At 60.0% G+C, this 24,051-nt stretch carries 19 protein-coding genes and 4 pseudogenes; 20 read left to right on the forward strand and 3 right to left on the reverse strand.

The features are described 5' to 3' along the window. Positions 1–938: pseudogene (locus PQR02_RS08725) on the forward strand (transposase family protein); the annotation flags it as partial. A 468-nt stretch (positions 939–1,406) separates the two neighbouring features. Continuing rightward, positions 1,407–2,498, forward strand: coding sequence for a TIGR03118 family protein (locus PQR02_RS08730; protein WP_408228431.1), 1,092 nt, complete (start codon positions 1,407–1,409; stop codon positions 2,496–2,498). A gap of 519 nt (positions 2,499–3,017) precedes the next feature. Here the strand turns inward: PQR02_RS08730 and PQR02_RS08735 are convergent. Beyond that, positions 3,018–5,111, reverse strand: a complete 2,094-nt coding sequence (locus tag PQR02_RS08735) for a phosphocholine-specific phospholipase C (protein WP_408228434.1) — start codon at positions 5,109–5,111, stop codon at positions 3,018–3,020. Between the two features lie 783 nt (positions 5,112–5,894). Between PQR02_RS08735 and PQR02_RS08740 the strand changes: the two genes are divergently transcribed. The 3 genes and pseudogenes from PQR02_RS08740 to PQR02_RS08750 form a co-directional block, all read left to right on the forward strand. Continuing rightward, positions 5,895–6,518 (forward strand): cytochrome b/b6 domain-containing protein, encoded by a 624-nt coding sequence (locus PQR02_RS08740; RefSeq protein ID WP_408228437.1) that lies wholly within the window; start codon positions 5,895–5,897, stop codon positions 6,516–6,518. A 2-nt stretch (positions 6,519–6,520) separates the two neighbouring features. Next, a complete protein-coding gene (locus tag PQR02_RS08745) occupies positions 6,521–7,312 on the forward strand; it encodes a molybdopterin-dependent oxidoreductase (protein ID WP_408228440.1) in 792 nt (263 codons plus the stop codon). A gap of 28 nt (positions 7,313–7,340) precedes the next feature. After that, positions 7,341–7,577 (forward strand): annotated as a pseudogene (locus PQR02_RS08750) (IS5/IS1182 family transposase); the annotation flags it as partial. Between the two features lie 105 nt (positions 7,578–7,682). Here the strand turns inward: PQR02_RS08750 and PQR02_RS08755 are convergent. Both PQR02_RS08755 and PQR02_RS08760 read right to left on the reverse strand, forming a co-directional pair. Continuing rightward, positions 7,683–8,024 (reverse strand): transposase DNA-binding-containing protein, encoded by a 342-nt coding sequence (locus PQR02_RS08755; RefSeq protein ID WP_459252047.1) that lies wholly within the window; start codon positions 8,022–8,024, stop codon positions 7,683–7,685. Positions 8,025–8,070: 46 nt separating this feature from the next. Further along, positions 8,071–8,231: pseudogene (locus PQR02_RS08760) on the reverse strand (IS6 family transposase); the annotation flags it as partial. A gap of 296 nt (positions 8,232–8,527) precedes the next feature. Between PQR02_RS08760 and PQR02_RS08765 the strand changes: the two are divergent. From PQR02_RS08765 to PQR02_RS08835, 15 genes and pseudogenes are all read left to right on the forward strand, one after another. Beyond that, positions 8,528–9,958, forward strand: coding sequence for an aldehyde dehydrogenase family protein (locus tag PQR02_RS08765; RefSeq protein ID WP_408228443.1), 1,431 nt, complete (start codon positions 8,528–8,530; stop codon positions 9,956–9,958). 99 nt (positions 9,959–10,057) lie between these two features. Next, positions 10,058–11,200, forward strand: a complete 1,143-nt coding sequence (locus PQR02_RS08770) for an alanine racemase (RefSeq protein WP_408228446.1) — start codon at positions 10,058–10,060, stop codon at positions 11,198–11,200. Between the two features lie 229 nt (positions 11,201–11,429). Next, positions 11,430–12,491 carry a transporter substrate-binding domain-containing protein gene (locus PQR02_RS08775; RefSeq protein WP_408228449.1) on the forward strand — a complete coding sequence of 354 codons (1,062 nt, stop codon included), beginning with the start codon at positions 11,430–11,432 and terminating at the stop codon, positions 12,489–12,491. A 99-nt stretch (positions 12,492–12,590) separates the two neighbouring features. Further along, positions 12,591–13,823 (forward strand): ABC transporter permease subunit, encoded by a 1,233-nt coding sequence (locus PQR02_RS08780; RefSeq protein ID WP_408228452.1) that lies wholly within the window; start codon positions 12,591–12,593, stop codon positions 13,821–13,823. Further along, positions 13,823–14,959, forward strand: coding sequence for an amino acid ABC transporter permease (locus tag PQR02_RS08785; protein WP_408228455.1), 1,137 nt, complete (start codon positions 13,823–13,825; stop codon positions 14,957–14,959). Before PQR02_RS08780 ends, PQR02_RS08785 begins: the two co-directional genes overlap by 1 nt. Positions 14,960–15,028: 69 nt before the next feature. Then, the gene (locus PQR02_RS08790) at positions 15,029–15,787 is read left to right on the forward strand and encodes an amino acid ABC transporter ATP-binding protein (RefSeq protein ID WP_408228458.1); all 759 of its coding nucleotides are present in this window, start codon (positions 15,029–15,031) and stop codon (positions 15,785–15,787) included. Positions 15,788–15,963: 176 nt separating this feature from the next. After that, positions 15,964–16,812, forward strand: a complete 849-nt coding sequence (locus PQR02_RS08795; protein ID WP_408228461.1) for an ureidoglycolate lyase — start codon at positions 15,964–15,966, stop codon at positions 16,810–16,812. 177 nt (positions 16,813–16,989) lie between these two features. Next, positions 16,990–17,346 (forward strand): hypothetical protein, encoded by a 357-nt coding sequence (locus PQR02_RS08800; RefSeq protein WP_408228464.1) that lies wholly within the window; start codon positions 16,990–16,992, stop codon positions 17,344–17,346. Between the two features lie 366 nt (positions 17,347–17,712). After that, positions 17,713–18,432, forward strand: a complete 720-nt coding sequence (locus PQR02_RS08805; RefSeq protein ID WP_408228467.1) for a ferredoxin reductase domain-containing protein — start codon at positions 17,713–17,715, stop codon at positions 18,430–18,432. A gap of 22 nt (positions 18,433–18,454) precedes the next feature. Beyond that, a pseudogene (locus PQR02_RS08810) lies at positions 18,455–18,670 on the forward strand (winged helix-turn-helix domain-containing protein); the annotation flags it as partial. 542 nt (positions 18,671–19,212) lie between these two features. Beyond that, positions 19,213–20,355, forward strand: a complete 1,143-nt coding sequence (locus tag PQR02_RS08815) for a branched-chain amino acid ABC transporter substrate-binding protein (protein WP_408228804.1) — start codon at positions 19,213–19,215, stop codon at positions 20,353–20,355. A gap of 95 nt (positions 20,356–20,450) precedes the next feature. Further along, positions 20,451–21,380 (forward strand): branched-chain amino acid ABC transporter permease, encoded by a 930-nt coding sequence (locus PQR02_RS08820; RefSeq protein ID WP_408228807.1) that lies wholly within the window; start codon positions 20,451–20,453, stop codon positions 21,378–21,380. Beyond that, the gene (locus tag PQR02_RS08825) at positions 21,377–22,558 is read left to right on the forward strand and encodes a branched-chain amino acid ABC transporter permease (protein ID WP_408228470.1); all 1,182 of its coding nucleotides are present in this window, start codon (positions 21,377–21,379) and stop codon (positions 22,556–22,558) included. Before PQR02_RS08820 ends, PQR02_RS08825 begins: the two co-directional genes overlap by 4 nt. After that, entirely contained in the window at positions 22,555–23,340 is a 786-nt protein-coding gene (locus PQR02_RS08830; protein WP_408228473.1) for an ABC transporter ATP-binding protein, read from the forward strand. Before PQR02_RS08825 ends, PQR02_RS08830 begins: the two co-directional genes overlap by 4 nt. Then, positions 23,337–24,044 (forward strand): ABC transporter ATP-binding protein, encoded by a 708-nt coding sequence (locus PQR02_RS08835; RefSeq protein WP_408228476.1) that lies wholly within the window; start codon positions 23,337–23,339, stop codon positions 24,042–24,044. The genes PQR02_RS08830 and PQR02_RS08835 overlap by 4 nt, the downstream gene beginning before the upstream one ends. The last annotated feature ends 7 nt before the right edge of the window (positions 24,045–24,051 follow it).

Consider the following 24,051-nt stretch of genomic DNA (forward strand, 5'->3'; position numbering starts at 1 on the left):
TGGGCTATGGATTCCGCGCAAACAGCGGCCCCGGAAGCTGCATCAGCCGAGAAACCGCCGCGCGTGCCTGGACGAGCTGGTGCAGATCGACGGGAGCGATCACCGGTGGTTCGAGGAACGCGCGCCGGCCTGCACGCTGCTGGTGTTCATCGACGATGCAACGGGCCGGTTGATGGCCAGGCCGTCCCAAACGGAGCTCAGCTGATCACAACCCCGGCTGATCACCGATTACACAGGGTGGGGAATTTTACCTCGATACTTCTGGGGAAATTACGGTCGACATTGACACTGCGCCAACAGCAGCCAGGCCAAGGGGCGCGTCGAGCGCGCCAACCTGACGTTGCAGGACCGGCTGGTGAAGGAACTGCGGCTGCGCGGCATCAGCACGAAGGAGGCGGTCAACGCTTACGCGCCCCACTTCATCGCTGACTTTAACGGCCGGTTTGGCAAGATGCCGCGAAACACATTCGATGCGCATCGGCCATTGCGGGTGGATAACGATCTTGATCTGATCCTGACGGTTCGTGTGCCGCGGCGCGTGTCGAAGGTACTGACGGTGCAGTACGACCGGGTGATCTACCTGCTGGAGGATACCGTGGCGAACCGCCGCCTGGTTCACCGTTATCCGGGTGAATGGCGCTGCCCTGCCCTGTGTGCCGTATGACCGGCTCTCGGAAATCGATCAGGCTGCGGTGGTCGATAACAAGCGGCTGGGCCACGTGCTGCAGCTCGTGCAACACGTTCAGGCCGATCGCGATAACCGCCTCGCGTCAGGTTCGCCGTCACGAACCAATCAGGGGCAGGCGCCAAGGCTGAAGGAGCGCAAGGCAGGGACAAAGAAGCAGCGGGAGCTCACAGTTGATGATCTGAACACCGCGATTGGCAGAACGACGGCCAGCCTCCAGGACGCTGTACTCAGAACCGCGTCAAAGAGATAACAAGGTACAAACCACGACATTTCTACTTTGCTGCCACTACGACATTTCAGGATGGCCTCGACATACACAGAACAATGATCTCCCGATCAAAATGCCGACCATCGAACAACCCCGCCAGGCCCTTCCCTTTGCTCATCGCCGCCCACCAGCTTGATTGGATCGCTACTTTAGCCGGTGCAGTGACCTATTTGCACCAGAACCTGAATATCAACGCGTCCGTGCGTACCACCGCCCGACAATGTGAACCTCAGATGGCTCCAATACGGATCGGACGGAATAAACATGCGTGTTTGGTCGTTCAATGTGCAATGACGACGCAACACCGACGCGAAGGTTCGCGGGGAAGGATGCCATCGACGACGCCGCGGGTTGGAGCGTTCGTTCAGAACAGAAAAGGATCGACGCGCATTGCCAGTGGTCGTGCCGCGTGGGGACTATAAGCAAATCATTTACCGATCAGGAGGTGACATGCATAAGCGTGCAAGTGTTTTCTCGCTTGCTGGAGCGGCCACGCTCGTACTTGCTGCGTGCGGCGGCAACTCGAACAACAACATGCCCACGGCGACCGCCGGAACATTCAAGTCGACCATTCTCGTGTCCGACGGCAGCGTCGCCGCGCCGCACGTCGACCCCAATCTGCAAAACAGCTGGGGCATCGCGTTCGGTCCGACCACCCCCGTCTGGGTATCGGACAACAATACACAGAAGTCGTCGCTGTATGACGGCAATGGCGTGGTGCAGTCGCTCGTCGTTACACTACCGCCGGCCGCAAGCGGTCAACCCGCGAGTCCGACCGGCATCGTTTTCAACGGTACCACTGACTTCGCCGTCACGGCGAATGGCGCAGCCGGCAACGCGGCATTCATTTTTGCCACCCTCGCGGGCACGATCGCGGCCTGGTCGCCTAAGGTGCTGCCGACGCAGGCTGTCACCGTTCACGATGACGGCGCAGGCGCAGCCGAATACACAGGCCTTGCGATCGCCAGCAACGCCGGCACAAGCACGCTGTACGCCGCCGATTTCCATAACGGCAAAGTCGATATGTTCGACAGGACTTTCATGAAAGTTTCGGTTGCCGGCGCCTTCAGCGATCCGAACGTACCTGCGGGGTTTAATCCGTTCGGCATCCAAGCCGTCGGCAATACGATTTATGTGGCGTATGCGAAGCTCGGGCCCGATGGTCACCGAGATCAAAGCGGTGCGGGCAACGGCGTGGTGGATGCATTCGATACCACCGGCCACCTGATCAGGCGCATCGCGTCAAACGGGCCGCTCAATTCGCCGTGGGGGATCGCCATGGCGCCGGCCAATTTCGGCGCGTTCAGCAACGACCTACTGATCGGCAACTTCGGCGACGGCACCATCAATGCGTTCGATCCTGCGACTGGCGAGTCGAAAGGGCCGCTCACGCAGGCCAATGGTTCGAAAGTGACGCAGCCAGGACTTTGGGGACTGGCGTTCGGCAACAACGCCGACAACCAGCCTTCCAACACGTTGTTTTTCGCGGCGGGTCCGACGGCGACGACGGGTGTCTATGGACGCATAGATTCGTCGATGTAGGGCTGAATGTCCAAGGCTCGATGCAATGTCGTCAAGCGAGGCGCCAGAGACGGCTAGCTGTCCCGTCCAAGCACTTCTAGCGGAGTGCATTGCCGGTGCGAACCGACTTTGTCAACATGTCAAGATTGAAATGGAACCGGCGTCCGGCGCATTGCTGTTGTCTCCGCACGCGCCGAGCATGGCGGACAGGAATATTGCCGCGAGAATGCGGTACCCAATAAGGCGTGCGACCAATTCGTGTCGTCGCTATCGTCCGCCAGGCGGCAATTTACGCGTGCCCATGCGTGGTGCCCGCGACGGAATATCGATGTGACTATCCTGCTGATCATCTGCATGTCTGGAAGTGGTTTTCACATGATCAGCGGCGCTTATGTCCGCGGAGCGAAGGATAGAACGACGAGCGGCCGTACCGGCCCGCTCGTTGCCGCATGTGGGTCTCATGGCCCGTGGAATGGAGCCCCGCTCGTCAACGACCATCAGGAAGTTGACGACCGGTCGGCTGGCGTCGACGACTTAACGTCACCCTCCAAGCGCCGGATCTGATGCGCTGTCACGCCCGGTTTCCACGTGACCGGCTATGCGCCACAGGGCGTTTTTGTCGGAGGCGAATGTCACTGTCAGGTCGTACCACCCGAATGAATTTCGCAGGTCAATCATCAGAACGCTGACATCGCCGCCGCGCACGCTGAGTTCGCCGCTCACCGGCGAGTTGTAGGCACTGTCGAGCTTGAAGACGGATCGCGCTTTACCCGGGTTCGACAGACGTAGTTGCAGATTGCCGTTTGCGACATCGTAGCCATCGGCAACCTGAACCGCTGTTCCTTGATTCCTCGTAGAGTCTGCTTTGCCCACAAAACGGCGCAGATAGCCATTGGGTCCGAACACGGAAAAGTCGTAGATCCCCCCGGGAGCGAGCATCAAATCGTCCGAAAGCTCCTTACCTGCTTCAACCGTATAGCTGCGCGGCAGATCCGTCGCATTGCCCGAATAGACCAGGAGGTTGACCCCCGCGCGCCCCGTGTTCGTCATGTGCAGACGGAACGCGTTGGCTTGCCCGTTCACGCCGCCGCGAACGAAAAACTCGTACGGCAGTGCGCGTGCCGCCCGTACGCCGGATTCCTGTCTCGGTAGTGACTGCGCGCTCGGCACGACAGGTACGACGTCCGGGTGACGGATCTTGTCCGCCGGAAACGTGGTGACGGGCAGTTGCGGGAAGCCGTCGTTTGGGTTCCTGAAGTTGAAAGCCGATGTCAGGTCTCCACATACCGTGCGGCGCCATGCCGTAATGTTCGGTTCCTCCAGGCTGTTGCCGTCCCCGAAACGTTTCTGGATAAAGCGGATGATCGATGTGTGGTCGAAGACTTCGGAGCACACATAACCACCCTTTGACCATGGTGAGATGGCGATCATCGGTACGCGCGGCCCAAGACCGTAGGGACCGGGTTGATTGTTGCCCAAACCCGCGAAAAACTCGTTCGCCGTGGAGACCGTGGAAAGGCCAGTTCCGGGCGTGGATGATGCATACGGCGGCGGCATGTGATCGAAGAGGCCGTCGTTCTCGTCGTAGGTCAAAAGCAATACTGTCTTGCTCCAAACTTCCGGGTTGGACGTGAGCGCCTGAAGGACCTGGTCGACATACCATGCGCCGTAGTTCGGCGGCCAGTTGCCGTGCTCCGAAAACGCCTCCGGGGCCACGATGTACGAAACCTGGGGCAGCGTATTGTTCTGCACGTCCTTTCTGAGTATGTCGAAGTATGTCCCGCTCACCTCGACCTGCGTACCCGTGCGTGCCTTTTCGAACAACGGACTGCCCGGATGCGCGTTCTGATACTGCTTGAAGAACAGAAGCGACGTATCTCCGAAGTTGCCGATGAAGGGATCCTTGTCATCGCCCCAGCCGGTCGACGGATTCAAACCGGAACCGGTGTCCTGGTAAACCTTCCACGATATGCCGGCGGCCTCCAGCTTTTCCGGGAATGTGCCCCATGAGTAACCGGCTTCGGCGTTATCGATCACAGGGCCGCCCCCGCTTCCGTCGTTGCCTACCCAGCCGGTCCACATGTAGTAGCGGTTCGGGTCGGTTGGCGTCATGGCCGAGCAATGATAGGCATCGCAAATCGTAAATGCGTCGGCCAGTTGATAGTGAAACGGGATGTCCTCACGCGTCAGATGGAACATCGTCGTTGTGCCCTTGGCCGGCACCCACTGGTCATAGCGGCCGTTGTTCCATGCCGCATGCGTGCCGGGCCAGCTGTGATCCAGATCCTGCACGAACTGCAAGCCGAGGTTCGGAAGATCGGGCCGGAAAGGCAAGACATAGCCGTCGGCGTTGCTGGCGGGTTGGAAGAATACGGACTTACCGGTTGTAAGCGGAATGGGACGCTTGTCGCCGAAGCCGCGCACGCCGCGTAGTGACCCGAAGTAGTTATCGAAAGAACGATTTTCCTGCATAAAGACAACGATGTGCTGTACGTCCTCGATACTGCCGGTCGCATTGTGCGCGGGTATCGCCAGTGCACTGCGGATACCGATAGGCACTGCACCCAGCGCGGTGGCCGCGCCGGCCGCTTGCGCAGCGGCTCGCAGGAAATCACGTCGACTGTTTGATGTCATGTTCGTTGTTTATCTGCCGTTGATTGAAGGAAACAGCGTCCAGTGCAGCCAGAACAAAGGAACTCGTGACTTCACGGCACGCGTTACAGGGAGACAACTATTGACTCAGAACCGCGTAAGGCATCCGGGAGAATGGGCCTTTAACATGACCAAAATGTGGCACCTGCTTTAGAAATGAGGCGATATGTGGCGGCCAGAAGTTGGCATCCAGTACGTCTGATTCGCCGATCTGCCGGATCATGTCAGTGGCTTCTGGACGAGACCATGACAGAGGCGCACGGGTGTGACCCGAGTAGGCGGAACGTTGGCAAGTACGTTGAGAAACGTAAGGCGCGCGCAACGGTAACGTCAATGCCTCATCGTCATCGAAGTTGAATACCGCAACCGAAAGTTTGGACTAGACGCGTTGCTCGACGGCGCATCCGCGCTTCCTCCGAAGGTGCTCGATGTAAATCCCCCACGACTTCGCTGCAGAAGCTGCTGAGATTTACCGCGGCGCCCGGCAAGCGAAACGCATTTGCTGAGGCGCGTGATCTTGCGACCGTGACGGCGGTGTCGAATCTCCACGTCGCTGCATCGAACCAGCGCCTGCTGCCGGGCAGCACGGGCCCTTTGCGATGGGCGTGGTGTCCTTGGGCGACGGGTGTAACGCATTTGGCCACAATGCTGCGCATGCGGTCGCTTGTAAGAGAAATTATTTGTCGCGCAATGGAATAGTTGCGCGCAGGTTACGTTTAAGTATGGAGACGCAGGCCTGCGTCGAGGCAGGCCAGCAGTCCGACAATGGGAAACCTCATCAATCACGGGATCGCTTTGATTCGCACAACGATTCAACCCGCCTGGGTCCGCTGCACACACTGGATTAACGCCCTCGCTGTCGTACTGATGGTAACAAGCGGTTGGCAGATCTATAACGCTTCACCGATTTTTCAGGTCTTACGGTTTCCTTCCGCAATCACATTGGGAGCTTGGCTCGGCCGGGCCTTGCGATGGCATTTTGCGATCATGTGGATGCTGTTTGTGAATTTCCTCGTCTATGTCGGGCTGAATATCGCTTCCGGACGTCTGCGCAGACAACTGCTGCCGGTCAGCTTCAAATCACTTGCAACCGATCTCGTCGGCGCACTGCGTGGCACGCTTGCGCATGAGGACCTCACACGCTACAACGCGGTACAGAAATTCGCCTACCTCGTGGCCATCGTCGATATCGGCGTCGTAATCCTGTCGGGACTGGCGATATGGAAGTCGGTGCAGTTCCCGCTGCTGCGTACGCTGATGGACGGTTACGACAATGCGCGCGTCGTGCATTTCTTTGCAATGGGCGTGCTGGTTGCGTTCTTCGTCCTGCACGTCGTCATGGTCGCGCTGGTGCCGCGCTCATTGTTTCTGATGATTGGCGGACGATAACCATGACTTTTCGAAAAAGGGCTGTGAAGCCCGATACGTTTCTTTCGTCTCACGCTGAATCCATCATCAAGGATGCGCGCAACGAATTGAAAAATCCGACGCGCCGGCTGCTCGGAAAGCGAGTTCTCACGCTCGGCGGCATTGCGACGCTGTCAGGCTGCGATCTGTCGAATGACAAGTCGGTGAACACCGTGCTGCGCAGAATGTCGTTCTTCAACGACGAGGTGCAAGCGCTGTTGTTCAATCCGAACGAGATGGCCCCGATCTATCCGGAGTCGATGATCACACGGCCGTTTCAGTTCAACGCGTTCTACGATATCGACGATGTGCCCGAAGTCGACGCCGCTACATACCGGCTCCAGGTGGGTGGCCTCGCGAATGGCAAACGCGTCTGGACGCTCGACGAACCGCGTGCGTTGCCGCAGGAAAGCCAGATTACGCGTCATATCTGCATCGAAGCATGGAGTGCGATCGGCCGCTGGGGTGGCGTGCGCTTCTCCGATTTCATGAAGCGTGCGGGCATGGACACGACCGCGAGGTACGTGTCACTGCACTGCGCGGACAACTACTGGACCAGCATCGACATGCCAACGGCATTGCACGCCCAGACGCTGCTCACGCTGACCTATGACGGCGAGGTGCCTCCGCCGAAATACGGCTTCCCGATGAAGCCGCGCATGCCGACCAAACTCGGCTACAAGAATCCGAAGCATATCGTCGCGATCGGTGTGACGAACGAATATCCCGGTGGTTACTGGGAGAATCAGGGCTACAACTGGTTCGGCGGTTCCTGATGCGCATTAGTCCACTCTCCGCTCAACAGGTCTCGACGGCGGGATGGATCGCTTGCCGGATGAAAGCACGATTCTCCGGTTTCGCCACCTGCTGGAAACGCACGGACTGGCGGTGCAAATGCTGGCACTGGTCAATGAAATCCTGACGGAGAGAGGCCTGATGCTTAAGGCTGGGTCGGCAGTCGACGCCACCCTGATTGCCGCGCCCAGTTCGACAGAGAATGGCTCCGGCACGCGCAATCCGGAAATGCAATCGATGCAGAAAGCCACCGCGCACTTTCCCTGACACCGCCACGCCCGCCGTTTGCATCGCGTGACTCGCGCGCCCCCCTCCAGGCATTCATCACACCCAGCGGCTCCCGATCCGGTGTCACCGCATAAGTCGCGTGAAGATACATGCCCACCTGTGCTTCATAACTGAGTGGGGCGCCCCCCCTCCTTCGATGTCCTGACCGTTAAAGTTCAGTTCTGTCGTATCGGCAATGCACAGCACCACCGGCAACGCTCCCATGCGCGCCGTGGTGCGATCCCAACGCGGCTGCATCATGTCGCGCCAGTCGATGCGCTCATTGCCCAGAAAGCGATATGCCGCCATCGTCTCGGCCCAGCCTTCGCACGCGCCCGGAATGCTGGCCGTGGGCCGGTTGGCAAACCGTTTGATCAGTTCCTTCGCGGCGGTCTCGCCGTGGATCGCCCGAATCCAGCGTCCCAAATTCTTCGTCCACCCATGCTCCCGCGTCGTTTCGGATCTTCATGCTCACCCAGCGGTGCATGCTCGAATGGTCGACCTCGAAACCCCGTTCGGCCATGATCTCTTCGAGATCACGCAGGCTCAGCGAGTAAGCCACATACCACCGCACGCATTGCAGGATCACTCCCAGCCGATAGTGCAGCCGTTCAGTACCCGCGCCACGCCCACAGGCAGTGTCTTTCGCGGTTACTTCGTCCTGGCCATCATCGGTTTCGTGAATTTCGGGAGACCAAATCTTACCTGAACGACTTAGCGCGACAGAGCCCTTTTGCGGACCGTCCTTAACCCTGGTGTTAATGATGAAATTTACGCGGCGTTAACCCGAGAGGCATTTTGGCTGCCAATAATCCGCTCCGTCGTATGCCGTCGCGTGCTCGCAGGCGCAGCGAGCCCCGGCGAATTTCCTGGGACGGGTCCCTACCTATCGGCGGTGATCCATCCACGAACGATTGAGGAGTCAAGCAATGAAGCAGGTAGCCGCAGTCATCAACGGTGAGTCGATTCAGACACGCAACACCGTCGCGGTGTTGGATCCATCCAGCGGCGAAGTCATCGCCGAGACGCCGGACTGTGGTCCTGCGGAAATCGACCTTGCCGTTAGCGCGGCACGGCGCGCGTCGCATCAGTGGCGCAAGGTGGCGGTTGCTGACCGCGCGCGGATTTTGCGCCGCTTCGCGCAGCTGATCGAACGTGACCGGGATGATCTGGGGCATCTTGAAGCACTGCAGACGGGCAAGCCTTTGCGGCAAGCGCGACGTGATGCTGAACTCACTGCGCGGTATTTCGACTTCTACGCAAGCGCAGTCGAAACACACTACGGATCGTCCATTCCGTTGAACGCGGATACAATGATTTTTACGCAATGGGAGCCGCATGGGGTCACGGCGCACGTGATTCCGTGGAATTACCCGATGCAGATCTTCGCGCGCACCATCGCACCGGCGCTGGCGATGGGCAACTGCTGTGTATTGAAGCCTGCTGAAGAAGCGCCGTTGACGGCCCTCCGACTGGCATCGCTAGCACTCGAAGCGGGCTTGCCCGCCGGCGCGCTGAACGTTGTGACCGGCTATGGTGAGACGGCAGGGGCGGCGTTGACGGGCCACAGCGACATCGACCATATCTCGTTCACCGGCTCGGTCGAAGTGGGACGCACCATCGCTCGCGCGGCCGCCAACCGCGTGATTCCCGTGACCCTGGAGTTGGGCGGCAAGTCGCCCAATATCGTGTTTGCCGATGCAGACATGGAACGCGCCGTGCCGGGCGTGGTCAACGCCATTCTTCAGATGGCAGGCCAAACATGCTCGGCCGGTTCGCGGCTGCTGGTCCACGAAAGCGTGCACGACATTCTGGTGGAGCGCATCCAGCAGGCCTTTGCCAACGTGACGATCGGTCCGGCGCTGAGCGACCTGACCCTCGGGCCACTCATCTCGCAGGCGCAGCGCAGCCGCGTCCTGTCGTTCCTCGACGAGGCACGCGGCAACGGCGCGAAGATCGTCGCCGGCGGCAGCGCGCTGAACGGCGGCGTGTTCGGCGAGGGCTTTTTCCTGCAGCCGACGTTGATCGACGATGTCGACCCGGATAGCCCGCTGGGCCAGGAAGAAGTCTTCGGGCCGGTGCTGGCGGTGACCAGGTTCCGCGACATCGACGAGGCGGTGCAGTTCGCCAATGGCACGGACTACGGTCTGGTGGCCGGCGTGTGGACGCGCGATCTGAGCACTGCGCACAGGATGATCCGCGAGGTGTTGGCGGGACAGGTCTTCGTCAACACTTACGGCGCTTCGGGTGGCGTTGAACTGCCGTTCGGCGGCTTCAAGCGTTCGGGGTATGGGCGCGAGAAAGGCGCGGAGGGACTGCGCAGTTTTGCGCAGATCAAGACCGGCGTCGTCGCGCTGTAAGTACCCGCAACCCATTCCACGGTCGGATATATGCCGAGCAGCATACGAATATCAACGGACCCGAGTGCGCCGGGCAGCAGCAGCGAGTCGCGCGCAGCAATGTCTAGTTCAATCGAGTGCTTACCCACCCCCGCATTGTTGCTCGATGAGAGCCGCATGATGCGCAACATCACGCGTCTACGAGCGCGTCTCGCGGAACGCGGTGTCAAGTTGCGCCCGCACCTGAAGACGCCGAAGTCGATCGAAGTGGCTCGCCGCGTGATGGATGGTCCGGGCGGACCGGCCACGGTTTCGACCCTGCAGGAGGCGGAGCAGTTTGCCGCCGGCGGCCTGCGCGACATCCTCTACGGTGTAGGCGTGGTGCCCAGCAAGCTCGAGCGCGTGACTGCGTTGCGCCGGCAGGGCATCGACTTGTCGGTCGTGGTGGACAACGTCGACGCCGCGCGTGCGGTGGCCGAGCAATCGCGCCGCACGAATGACCGTATTCCAACGCTGATCGAGATCGACTCGGACGGTCATCGTGCCGGCGTGCGGCTCGAGGACACGGTCAACCTGGTGACCATCGGAAACACGCTGCACGGTGGCGGTGCGCAATTGCGCGGCGTCATGACTCATGCGGGGGAATCGTACGCCTGCAGGAGCATCGAAGAGATCGTCGCAATCGCCGAACGCGAACGCGCTGCCGCGGTCGGTTGCGCAACGGTGTTGCGCGATGCGGGACTGCCCGCCCCCGTCGTTAGCGTGGGCTCGACGCCGACGGCTCATTTCGCGGCCGACCTGACGGGCGTCACGGAAGTGCGTGCGGGTGTGTTCGTCTTCTTCGATCTCGTGATGACGGGTCTTCAGGTTTGCACGGTCGACGACATCGCGCTCAGCGTGCTTGCCACCGTCATCGGTCACCAGGCAGACAAGGGGTGGATTCTCGTCGATGCGGGCTGGATGGCGATGTCGCGCGATCGCGGTACGGCGTCGCAGCGCATCGACCAGGGTTATGGTGTCGTGTGCAGTGTCGACGGCGTGCCCTACCCCGACCTGATCATGGTCCAGGCGAACCAGGAGCAAGGGATTATCGCCGTACGAAACGGTAGTGAGGCGTCGCTGCCTCACTTGCCAATCGGTTCGCTGGTGCGCATCCTTCCGAATCATGCCTGCGCGACCGCCGCCCAGCACGCCAACTACGAGCTGATTCGCACGGGCTCGCGGGAAATCGCAGCGCAGTGGCCACGATTCAGGGGCTGGTGAAAGCTGGCGATCAATTGATCCGCCCGCTGACAAGTCACCTATCAGCATAGCGGATTTCACGTTGGCGACTGGCTCGACAAGTTGTGTTGGCTGATTCTGCCGAGCGATGAAATGGCGGCGATGTAGAGGAATACGAATTGAATATTAACGATTGGTTGTATCTTTGCGTCGCGCCGATGGTGTCCGGAACAGGCGGGTCGACGTCATCTTTCCGGGCGGGAGAAATGTCATGAAGATTCGCTTTGATGCAGGCCGTCTCTTTGCGTGGCTGGCGGTGAGTTGCGGCGCCTTGACTCTGGGGATGTCGGCTGCGCACGCTGATGAAGATCACTTGAACACGGTAGTCAAGCGCGGTACGTTGTTGTGCGGCACGGACAACGCGACGCCGGGATTCGGCTATCTGAATACGAAGACCGGCAAGATGGAAGGGATGGATGTCGATCTGTGCAAAGCGACCGCTGCCGCCGTACTAGGTGATCCGAAGAAGGTCCAGTATGTGATCGTCACGGACCGGAGCCGCTTCAACGCGCTTCGCACCGGACAGGCCGACGTCGTCTTCGCCCATAGTACGGTCACTCCGACGCGCGAGTCGGCGGCGCTTAGCATTTCCTTCTTGCCCACCAACTTTTATGACGGCACCGGCGTCCTCGTCAAGACCGCACTGAAAGTGAAACACATTAGCGACCTCAACGGCGCAACGTTCTGCACCACCCAAGGTTCGGAAACGGAACAGATGCTGGCCGGTTACTTCAAGGCTCACAACTGGAAAACATCGACAAAGGCGCTGACTTATCAGGACACGAACAAGCTGTTCGACGCCCTGAATTCCGGACGTTGTGATGCGATGGTGACGGACAAGTCCGCTTTGGCTGGCTGGCGCGGCAATGCGAGCAATCCGGCTGCTTTCGAGATTCTCCCTGAGGCGTTCGACAAATCACCGCTGGCTGGATTCGTATCGCAGGACGATCCTCGCTGGCACGCCGCGTTGACGTGGATTGTGAATGCGACCTTCGAAGCCGAAGAACACGGCATCACGTCGGCCAATCTCTCAACCTTCGTGAAGACCACTGACCCGTACCTGCAAAAATTCATGGGGGTGAACGGTACGCTCGGCAAGGACTTCGGGCTGCAGCCTGATTTTGTGCAGAAGGTCATCGCGTCCGTCGGCAACTACGGGGAAATCTACGACCGCAACATTGGCCCAAAGACACCCTATGCGATCGAGCGCAAGGGTTCTCTGAACGCGGCGTGGAACGAAGGCGGCATGATGTATTCGCCGCCTTGGTATTAAGCAGCGTGAGTCGCGCTGAAGCCAGTGGCGAGTAACCTGCCGCCGTCTTCAGCGGAGTCCGGATATGAAACCAGATGAACTGCCCGTGGAGAAGGAACCGTGTCGCAAGTAAAGCTGTCCAGCACGGAAAACAGATCGCTCGGCCGTCCTCTTTCGCCCGCTTCACAATCGGAGTTGAAGCGGCGGAGGTTGGCACGCACACGAGCAGCCGCGATCCAGACGCTGATCCTTGCGGGTATCGTCGCGACCGTATTGGCCTTCCTGGGCCTGGTATGGGAAGGTCTTCGACGCCATGGCATCGGTTTTAGCCTCGACTTTCTCGAGCAGCCCGCTGGCTTCAACCTCAGTGAAGGTCTCACGATAGCCAAGAGTCCGCATGGCCTGTCGCTGGTTCCGTTCAATTCCCAGCAGACGTATGCCCAGGCGCTGTTTGCGGGTTTTTATAACACGCTCGTCGTCACGCTCATATCTATCGTGCTTGCCACGGTTGTCGGCGTGATTGTCGGCGTTGGGCGGATGTCAAGGAATTGGATTGTCAAAAACTGGGCGTGGGCGTTTGTCGAACTCATACGAAATACGCCGCTGCTCATCCAGCTCATCTTCTGGTATTTCGCGGTGCTGCTGCAACTGCCGAGCCTGGCGGATGCGTCGCTGTTGCATGGCGCATTGATCGCGAGCCGTCAAGGTGTGTTTATCCCGTGGCTGGTCGCAACGCCGGCTTTCTCCCGCTGCGCGTGGTTTGCAGGACTCGCGGTGGCCGTGTTCGCGATTGGCGTGCTGCTTCGCACGCCAGGTGGGCGTCGCGCGGCTTTTGCAATTGGTGCCGGGGTACTGGTGCTGGGCCTGGCGTTCGCTGGACGGCCGTTCAGCATCGACATGCCGCAGGCCAGCGCCTTTTCGGTGTCGGGCGGCGCAGGCTTCTCTCCGGAGATGGCCAGCCTGATCATCGCACTCGGCGTGAACTTCGCCGCGTACGTGGCTGAAGTGGTCCGCGGCGCGGTGCAATCGATCGACAAAGGACAGTGGGAAGCCGCTGCGGCATTAGGTCTTGCTCATCGCGAATCCCTCTGGGTCGTCGTCTTGCCGCAGGCGGTACGCGTCATCCTGCCGTCGCTTGGCAACCTGTACGTCACCGTGGCCAAGAGCACCTCCTTTGCGATTGCGATCGGCTTTCCCGATATGTTCAGTGTATATGGGACTGTCGCCAACCAGACCGGCCGGGCGCTGGAAGGCATCATCATCGTCATGGTGGTCTACACGCTGATCAGTTTGTCCATCAGCGCAATCGCGAATCTGTACAACCGGCGTGTCATGAAGAAAGGAGCACGGTAATGGCGATGACGATCGGCCGCTGGGCGCGGCACAACCTGTTTGCGAGCCCATCCAGTTCACTGCTCTCTCTGGTGTCGATTCCGCTGACGCTGTATGTCGCGATCTTTGCCGCGCGCTGGGTCCTGTTCACGGCGCATTGGTCGGTCGTGGTCGACAATCTGGCCGTATTGCTGGTCGGGACGTTTCCCGGGGACCAGATCTGGCGTGCGCTGGTCGCTGGGGCTGGACTGAGCGCACTGTTCGGCATGACACTGGGTCTCGTGTTGATCGCGAAACGCTGGAAGCGCTATGTTGTCATCGCAGCCGCTCTGGCGGTGGCCGCCGCGGTATCTTACGGGATGCAACTGCAGTGGCTCGCCGGTGCGTTCGGCTGCCTGTCCATTGCACTTGTAGCATGCGCCGCTACGAGCCGCTGGCCGCAGATCGGTCGTGGCATGGGCCTGTTGTGGCTTCTGGGCGTGGGTGCCCTCTGCGCGTTGTTGGTTCCGGCCGGCGTCGACCGATGGGGTGGTCTGCTCCTGAGCGTCCTAGTGACGGTGATTGCTACCTTGCTCAGCCTGCCGGCAGGCATCCTGCTGGCATTCGGCAGAAATAGTCGGTTCTCGAGCCTGCGACTGGTGTGCTCGGGGTACATTGAATTGATGCGTTCCGTGCCGCTCGTCTGTACCGTCTACTGGTCATGGATCATTATCCCGCTGGTGTTTCCCCCTGACATTCACATTCCCGATCTGGCTCGGGGTGTCGCGGGTTTCGTCCTGTTCTACGCAGCCTACGCCGCCGAGTATGTTCGCGCGGGTATTCAGAGCGTGCCACGGGGGCAATCGGAGGCAGCCCAGTCATTGGGCTTCAGCAAGCTGGACGAGAGTTTCATCGTCGTTCTTCCGCAGGCGTTGAAGGCGGTGATTCCTGCGCTCGTCGGGAACGTGCTTGACCTGTTCAACAACGTACCGGCGCTGTTCATCATCGGGCTCACCGATTTCCTGAAGGCGGGACAAACGGTGCTCGCCAATCCGCAGTACAGCAGCTCGCAATATGAGGTCTACGTTTTTCTGTTCGCAGCTTATCTTGTGATCGGCTCGCTCATATCGTACGGGGCTCGCCGTATCGAACTGAAGATGAGCGAAGGGGCGCGCTAACCGGCGCGTCGAACAAATTGATGGCCGGCCTCTTTGCTGGGTGAAGATATTTTTGACGAAGGAGTGGATATGTCTGCGATTGTCCAAATGCACAAGCTGAACAAATCGTACGGCGCATTTCACGTGTTGAAAGACATAGATCTGCAGGTACAGGGTGGCGAAGTGGTTGTCATTATCGGTGCAAGCGGCTCCGGCAAGTCGACCCTGATTCGTTGCGTCAACGGGCTGGAGAATTTCGGCGACGGCCGACTGATTGTCGATGGCATCGAGCTGGCGCCATCGGAGGATGGCTTCGGAACGTCGAGGAAGGAATTGGCCGATATCCGCAGGGAAGTCGGCATGGTGTTCCAGCACTTCAACCTGTTTCCGCACAAGACCGTTCTGGAAAATGTGATGCTTGCGCCGATCCGCGTCCGAAGGTGGCCACGTGCGCGCGCCGAAACGATCGCCCGCAAGCTCCTCGACCGCGTTGGATTACGCGCCCATGTCGACAAGTACCCCTCCCAGCTTTCCGGCGGACAGCAGCAGCGGGTCGCGATTGCCCGTTCGCTGGCAATGGAGCCGCGGATCATGCTGTTTGACGAGCCGACGTCGGCACTTGACCCCGAGATGGTAGGCGAGGTTCTTGAAGTGATGCGCGAGCTTGCCAGTTCGGGGATGACGATGATGATCGTTACCCATGAAATGGGCTTCGCGCGCGAGGTGGCAGACCGGGTCATCTACATGGACCACGGCAAGGTGCTCGAACAGGGCAAGCCGGCAGTCATTTTCGACAGTCCCACGCATGAGCGAACGCGAACGTTCCTGTCACGGGTGCTCAAGCATTGATGCCGCATCGACGCTGACCGATCCAGGAACGTATCCCGCCGGCGCACAGTAAGGTTGGTATTGCGACGGCCAGCGTCGACATGTGAGCGGCTGATACGTCACGCGGCGAGAGCTCGAACTAAACGGGCGATTCAAAGAAGTTCGCTTTTCAATAGAATTCCTTAGGAAATACAGCGATGAAACTGCTTCGTTATGGGCCGAAATGCCAGGAAAAACCGGGCTTGCTGGATCACGAAGGCAAGATTCGCGATCTGTCGGATGTCGTTTCCGACGTCGCTGGTGACGTGCTGACGGACGCCGGACTTGCTCGGGTGCGCGCCGTCGATCCAGCGTCGTTGCCTCTCGTGCAGGGCGAACCGCGCATCGGTCCGTGCGTTGGAAACATCGGCAAGTTCGTCTGCATCGGCCTGAACTACGTCGATCATGCGGCCGAGTCGAATCTGCCGGTGCCCACGGAGCCGATTGTGTTCAACAAGTGGACGAGCGCCGTGTGCGGCCCGAATGACGGCGTTGAAATCCCGCGCGGCTCCAAAAAGACCGACTGGGAGGTTGAACTCGGAGTCGTCATCGGCAAGCCTTGCAAGTACGTCGACGAAGCAGATGCGCTTGCGTACGTAGCGGGGTACTGCGTCATCAACGACCTCTCGGAGCGCGAATGGCAGATCGAACGCGGTGGTACGTGGGATAAGGGCAAGGGGTGTGACACCTTCGGTCCAATCGGCCCTTGGCTCGTGACACGCGACGAGGTGGCTGATCCGCAGGCACTCGATCTATGGCTCGAAGTCGACGGCCATCGCTACCAGAATGGCAATACGCGCACCATGGTGTTCAGTGTCGCGAAGCTGGTGTCGTATCTGTCCCAGTGCATGAGTCTGCAACCGGGTGATGTGATCTCCACCGGCACGCCGCCGGGAGTTGGAATGGGCGTAAAGCCGTCGCCGATGTACCTGAAGGCAGGTCAGACGATTCGCCTTGGCATCGAGGGACTCGGCGAACAGCGCCAGACTGCGTACGCGGCTGGGTGACGCTCTGGCGGTCTGTATTCCAGCGAGCAATTGAGCGGTGAAGGGACACTCGGCGTGAACTGTTCCCATGAAATGCAGCAGTGTTTTGGGTATTGTCAAGTTGTCGAACAGCACGCGCTCGAACACGCCGTATCACCGCACGCCAGTTCGAGTAACGCCGGGGATGAAGAGCGATCGATGAAAGATCCCGCATGGCTACGCGCGGCTTCGCAATTGAGCCGAAACGCTCAGCGCGACGTAGCGGCGTATCAAGGGGCGAAAGATCCCAAAGCCTATATCCGAGATCGCCCGGGCAAGTCGTTCGTTCGCCGGCATCCCTCTGACGTTCAGGTCCTCGATAACCACCGCTTGGTTCTCGCGGCAGAACCGAGTCGTGAGCTTGTGCATGAAATCCGCTCTGACGTGCGCGATGCATGGGCACCCCTGCCAAGGATACAGCCGTCTTCATCTATTGACGACGGCGAAAACGATTCCTCGCCCGCCTGTCTGCAGTGGCCGAACGTGACGCCTCTTTGCCGGTCGACAGGCCTTTAAAGCGGACGGAAAACTATAGTGCCTTCTCCCGCCCACAAGATAAAGTTGAAGTTTCTTATAGTCTGCATCAGCGATCGTGCATGGATCGGTGTGAAAGCAGCAGCATTGCCTTGTCATCCTTGATGGACATGCCGTTCCCAAGTGCATTTACTATGCTATGCCAAGTTTCGTCACCGTGATGTGATCAATAGCCAGAAAGTACGTTCTGGAAATACCATCCTTGCACTAATCGCTCAACGCCTTTAACCACGCGGGCTTCGACGCCCGATCATCACGGCGGGTTGGCTACAACCCGGCTCCCCTCTCCATCTCTTACGCGGTATCGGCTAGAGTTCCACCTGTGAAGCAGGTCCTATTGGAGAAGACATGCGCGACAATCTGATTCCCGTCATCGTGGGCCGGAAATGGCAAATTGCTAAGGGGTACCATGCCGTCGAACTTCGAACAACGTCCAGATCGGCGCTTCCGCCATTTAACGATGGATCGTGCGTCACTCTCTGTCTGAATAGCGCTGGCGACAAGCAAAGAATTTATCCATTGCTCGGTGTTTCGTCCCTGCCCGATGGTTACGTGGTAGGCATGAGACAAGAAGGTGATGGCAGAACGGATAGTCTGTTAACCAGGTTTCCGTTGAATGAGCGAGACGAAGTGTTTGTCGGCCCCCCCAAAAGCCCCCCGACAATTTTGGACGATCGTGCGCGATCTATCCTTTTTGCTGGCGGAATAGGCGCAGCATCGATCGCGGGAATCGCGAAGCGGCTTGCATCGGCGGGTCAAAGGTTCGAGGTGCACAATTTCGCCCGATCGGCCGACCGCGCAGTTCTTCGAGAAGAATTCGACGCGCTTCGAAGTCACGGTGAGGTCTATCACCATTTCGGCCTGTCCGATGATCTATTCGCGCAGAAGAGTTCCCACGCAATGAGTCCAACTCATTCCAACACACAAATTTACTGCAGCGGCCCCCCTGCTTTCATGGATCTCATTGAGCGCCAAGCCCGCGAATGGGTGCGCGCAGCGAACGTTCATAAAATCGCCCTTGGCGACCAAACGGCATGGTCAGCGGCAGTGCGACGGCACGGCAACTGAGGCGCGCTTTCCGCAGTTGATGCACAATCGCAAGTCAGTCCGGGACATGATGAGCCAAAGCGAGTTCGGATCGCCTGCTACCCTTCATGCCCGCGTCACGTCGATGCGGGAAAACGGCTGGCTCACACTCAGTGATACGGAAGACGTTCGCGGCAAACAGATCGGGCTCAAGCCTGCGGCCTTACGACACTTTGACGAACTTGCCGAAACGTTCATCAAGGCCGCAAGGGAGACCTGACATTTCTCGACTGTCGGTCTAACCGGCGCTATCACGTTCTGAACAAACTCCGCATCCCTATCGCAATGCCGCTCCGATTACTCCGTTCTGGAAATTCCCGCGCCTGCGGCAATTAAACACGTTCGACCGCTGACCGTTGCATCTCGTCGTCGACGTGCGTTCGCCGTTTCGCTTGACCAACTGCAGCTTATGAATGGTTAGCGGTTGTCTCCCCGTGCGCCCGGTAGCCACCGCTTACCGAATATTGGAGAAGTGAATCAGATGCCTGGCGTCCGATGCACTGATTCGGCACGCCATCGCCTTGCCTCGTGCACCTCGGTCGTGCGTGGGCAGCGTCATGTGGTGCGGGAACCGTTCTGCGGCAGTCTCGCCGGCGCCCCATAAATCGCCGCTGCCATTCGATAACAGGCCGTCCGTTCGTAACTGGCACCCATGGCATGCAACTTGCGTTACACTGAATTCAAGATACTTGAATGCTAATCCAAGAGCTTGAATTTAATGAAAGGGGAATGTCGGTGGGCATTAAGAAGCTTTCGAAGGTAATGGGATTCGCAGCGCTCGGATGGTCGCTGCTAGCAGGATCGGCTTTCGCGAAAGACGTCGTCAAGATCGCGTTCATTGGACCGCTAACCGGTGGTGTGTCGTCGATTGGCCTGGGCGGCCGTAACTCCGCGGACCTCGCCGTGCGCTTGCGCAATGCGGAGCCAAAAACGAAATATCAATACCAGCTGGTTGCGCTCGACGACGAATGCAAACCGAACGTGGGTGTGCAGGTCGCCACGCAGGCAGCATCGGACAACAGCATCGTTGCCGGCGTGACGAACTTCTGCTCGGCCGTCGCAGTGGCGAGCGTGGACGTTTACCATCGCTTCAACCTGCCGGTCGTGGTGTGGGGCGCCGTGCTGCCCGATGTCACATACAGCAACGACTACAAGGAAGTCCACCGGGTCAACGGCACCATGATCAACCAGAGCCAGGTCGCCGCGAAATTCATGACGGGCCTCGGCTACAAGAAGTTTGTGATCATCCACGACACGACCGACTACGGCAACGGCCATAACAAGTACTTCAGCGAGGCCCTGACCAAGGACGGCGGCCAGATCCTCGCCGACATCGGCGTGTCCGCGGACCAGCAGGACTTCACGACCGAACTGACCAAAATCCGTGATCTGAAGCCACAGGTCGTGTATTTCGGCGGCCTGACGCCAATCGGCGTACGCATCCGTACACAGATGCAGAAGCTCGGCATCAACGCGCAGTTCGAGGGCACCTCCGGCATCAAGTCCGACGCGTACATCGACGGCGCCGGCCAGGCCGTTGCCGAAGGTTCGCTGTCATTCCTCGAGGGCGCACCCACCGACAAGCTGCCGGGCGGCGCCTACTTCCTCACGCAGTACAGCGCCCAGAAGTATGCCGAGCCGCCGGAAGCCTACGGCGCATTTGCATTCGCGGCGACGAATCTGATCATTGATGCAGTCGAGAAGGACGGTCCGAACCGCCACAAGGTACGCGACACGCTGAACCACACCAGCAACGTCGATACGATCATCGGCAAGGTGACGTTCGACGATCATCGCCAGAACATCGTGCCGCTCGTCTCCAAGTACGTCGTACAGGACGGCAAGTGGGTGATCTGGGAGGACAGTGCGTACGCAAAGGGCCAACGGAAATTAAAGGGTCTGTGACCGGGCGGCCCGGTCCAGTTGACGCGGGCCGCCGATGACCAACGCGGCGCAGCCTGTGTGCCGCGCAGTTCGATGATCCGCTTGATAGGGCAATGATGGATGCGTTAGGGCAGTACATAGTCAACGGGCTCATGCTCGGTATGATTTACGCGATGGTCGCGGTGGGGTTCACGCTCTTTTTCGGCGTGCTCGACGCGATTCAGTTTTCGCACGGCGATGTGTTGATGCTCGGCGCTTTCGCCGGCCTCGCCGCGTCGCTTGGCGTGTCGGCGCTCGGCATCCGTTCCCCATGGTTGCAACTGGCGGCCGTGCTCGTGTGCGCCGTGGTCGTGACCGGCCTTCTGGGCGCAGCGATCGCGCGTTTCCTGATCCTGCCGCTGCATCGGGCGCCACCGCTCAATACGTTGCTGGCGACCTTGATGCTCGGCTCGGTGCTGCGCGAATGCGTGCGTCTGTTCTATCCGGACGGCGCCAATCCGAAACCGTTTCCGGCGCTGCTGCCCACGTCGTTTGTGAAGCTCGGCAGCTTTGGGCTGCGCGTCGATAACATCATCCTGTTGCTGGCCGGGCTCGTCGTGATCATCGGCCTACATCTGCTGATTACGCGAACCCGGCTCGGACTGGCGATTCGCGCTGTCGCGCAGGATGGCGAAACCGCGCGGCTGATGGGCATCGACTTCAGCGCGGTCGTGCTGCTGACGTTCGGCCTGGGTTCGGCCATCGCTGCGCTGGCCGGCGTGATGAATGGTCTCTATTACAACGAGATCAATTTCAACGAAGGACTGCTGCTCGGCGTCATCGGGTTTTCGGCGGCCATTCTGGGCGGCCTCGGCAACGTGTATGGCGCGATTCTGGGCGGCTTCCTGTTCGCCGGGCTCGAGGTGCTTGGCAGCGCCGCGCTGCCCGCCCTGGTTCCCGACATTCCCAGCGCCTACAAGGACGTGTTCGCGTTTGCTGTCGTCATCATTCTGATGGCGTGGAAGCCGACGGGACTGATTGCCGAACGAATGAGTGAACGAGTATGAGTACGCTGACCCCATCCCTCGCACGCGGCCGTGGCCGCGGCGGCGTTGCCATCCAGATCGCGCTGGCCCTCGTCATTACCGTCTACCTGTGGCTGTTCCTGCAGGCGCGGTCGCAAATCGAAGTGTGCGTGCTGCTGGTCGTTGCGGCCGTGGCGGTGTTTGCCGCGAACCGGTTCGGACTGACCGGGCGCATCGAAGTCGCAACGCGCTCGAGCCCACGCGCCGGACCGTGGTGCGCATTGGTCGGCACGCTGGCGCTGATCGCCGTGTTTTACGACGTGCATTATGTGCTGCTGCTGATCTGCACGGTATTGCTGTTCTCGACGGCCTGCCTCGGTCTCACCGTGCAGTTCGGCTATGTGGGTATAGCAAATTTCGCCGGCGCCGCCTTTTTCGGCATCGGCAGCTATACGATCGCCGTGCTGGCGGCCCGTACAGGTATCCCTCACCTGCTGCTGATCGTGCTGTCCGGGGTGGTGTCGGCCGCAATCGGTTCGATCCTGATTCTGCCGGTGCTGCGCACGCGCGGCCACTATGCGGCCCTGGTGACGATCGCGTTCGGCATCCTGTTCCAGACTTTCGTCGAGGTGAACAACCTGCTCGGCGGACCGCAGGGGCTGCACCTGCCCGGCATCTCGACATTCGGCTATTCATTCAGTGACGGACTCGAACTGTTCGACCAGGACGTCTCGTTCTACGTCCCCTATGCGCTGCTCAGCCTCGTGATCTTCGCCGCTGCGTATGTGGTCATCAAGCGGCTCGAGAGGTCATGGATCGGCCTTAGCATGGATGTCGTGCGCACCGACGAGACGGCCGCGGCCACCTTCGGCATTCACATTGCACGCTGGAAGGTGATCGCCTTCATGCTCGGCAATTTCCTCGCCGGCGTGGCGGGCAGTGTGTACGGGATGATGACCGGCTTCGTATCGCCCGACAATTTCACCTTCAGCGATTCGCTCCTGCTGGTCTCGATTGCGGTGCTGGGCGGTCTCGGCAATCCGCTCGGCCTGGTGCCGGCGGCCTTCATCGTACTGGTGCTGCCGCAGAAGCTGCAGTTCATCCAGGAGTACCGTTTCCTCTTCTACGCGGTGGTCGTGATCGCGATTCTGTTGTTCCGCCCGGATGGTTTGCTGCCGCGCCGGACCCGGCAGTTCTTCAACAGTGAGGTGCCGCGATGACCGCACACCAATCCCTCGTGCAAGTGCAGGACTTGACGATGCGCTTCGGCGGACTCACGGCGCTCGACAACCTCACGCTCGATATCCGCGCGGGCGAAGTGTTGGGCCTGCTCGGCCCGAACGGCTCGGGTAAGACCACGTTCTTCAATGTGCTGACGGGCATCTACAAAGCGAGTGCCGGCGCGATCCGCTTCAACGACAGGCTCCTGACCGGCCTGCGCCCGCAAGAAATCTACCGCGCGGGCATTTCGCGTACATTCCAGCGTTCGCGCCTGTCGTTGCCGCTGACCGTGTTCGACAACATCGTCATCGGCGACTACCAGCACCTGCAGCGTGGCATGCTCTTCAACCTGTTCCGGCGCGGCGCGTTTCGCGCCGAATATGAGCAAGCCGTCGAACGGGTGCGCCAGCTACTGGCGATTTTTAGTCCGCCGCTGCTCGATCGGCTGTTCGAGCCGGTTGGGACGTTCTCGATGATCGACCGGCGCCGTATCGAGGTCTGCCGTGCGCTGATGAGCGGTCCACAACTGCTGTTGCTCGACGAGCCGTCGGCCGGCATGACGCACGACGAGACCCATGAACTGATGGACGACATCCTCGAGGTGCGCGGCAAGCTGCGCAACCTGACGGTCGTGTTGATCGAACACGACATGAACGTGATCGAGCGTGTGACTGAGCGCTGCATCGTATTCAGCTACGGCAGAAAGATCGCTGATGGCAGCTTCGCGCAGATCACCGCGGACCCGGTGGTTCAAACGGCCTATCTGGGAGAGGCCGCATGAGCAATCTGCAGATCCGCAATCTCCGCACGGGCTACGACAAGGTGGACGTGCTGCACGATGTTTCGATCGACGTCGCGCCAGGCAAGATCACGTGTATCCTGGGCGCCAACGGAGCAGGCAAGAGCACGCTGATCCGCTCGATCCTCGGGCTGACGCCGCCGCGCGCCGGACAGGTGCTCTGGGACGGCGCCGATCTCACAGGCGAGAAGACCCATCGCATCATTGCACGCGGTATCGCCTGCATTCCGGAGGGGCGCAAGGTCTTTCCGCGCATGAGCGTCGAAGAGAACCTCATGCTCGGCGCCTACCTCGAGAAAGGCGGCGCGCGGTTGCGTGAACGGATCGAGCGCGTCTATGCGATCTTTCCGCGCCTGCGGGAGCGCGCGCGCCAGTTCGCCGGCACGATGTCGGGCGGCGAGCAGGCCATGGTATCGATCGGCCGCGGTCTGATGGCCGCGCCCCGGCTGCTCCTCATCGACGAGCCGTCTCTTGGGCTGTCGCCGCTGTTCGTCAAGGAGAACTTCAAGGTCATCAAGCAGATCAACGACCTGGGCACCGCTGTGCTGCTTGTCGAACAGAACGCCCACCAGACGCTCGCGATTTCACACTACGGCTACGTGCTGTCACAAGGGCGCGTCGTTGCGTCCGGCACCGCGCAGCAGTTGGCCGAAAACAATGAAGTGCGCGCCGCGTACTTCGCCTGACGACCCG

The organism is Paraburkholderia sediminicola (assembly GCF_046026895.1).
Taxonomy (GTDB): Bacteria; Pseudomonadota; Gammaproteobacteria; order Burkholderiales; family Burkholderiaceae; genus Paraburkholderia; species Paraburkholderia sediminicola_C.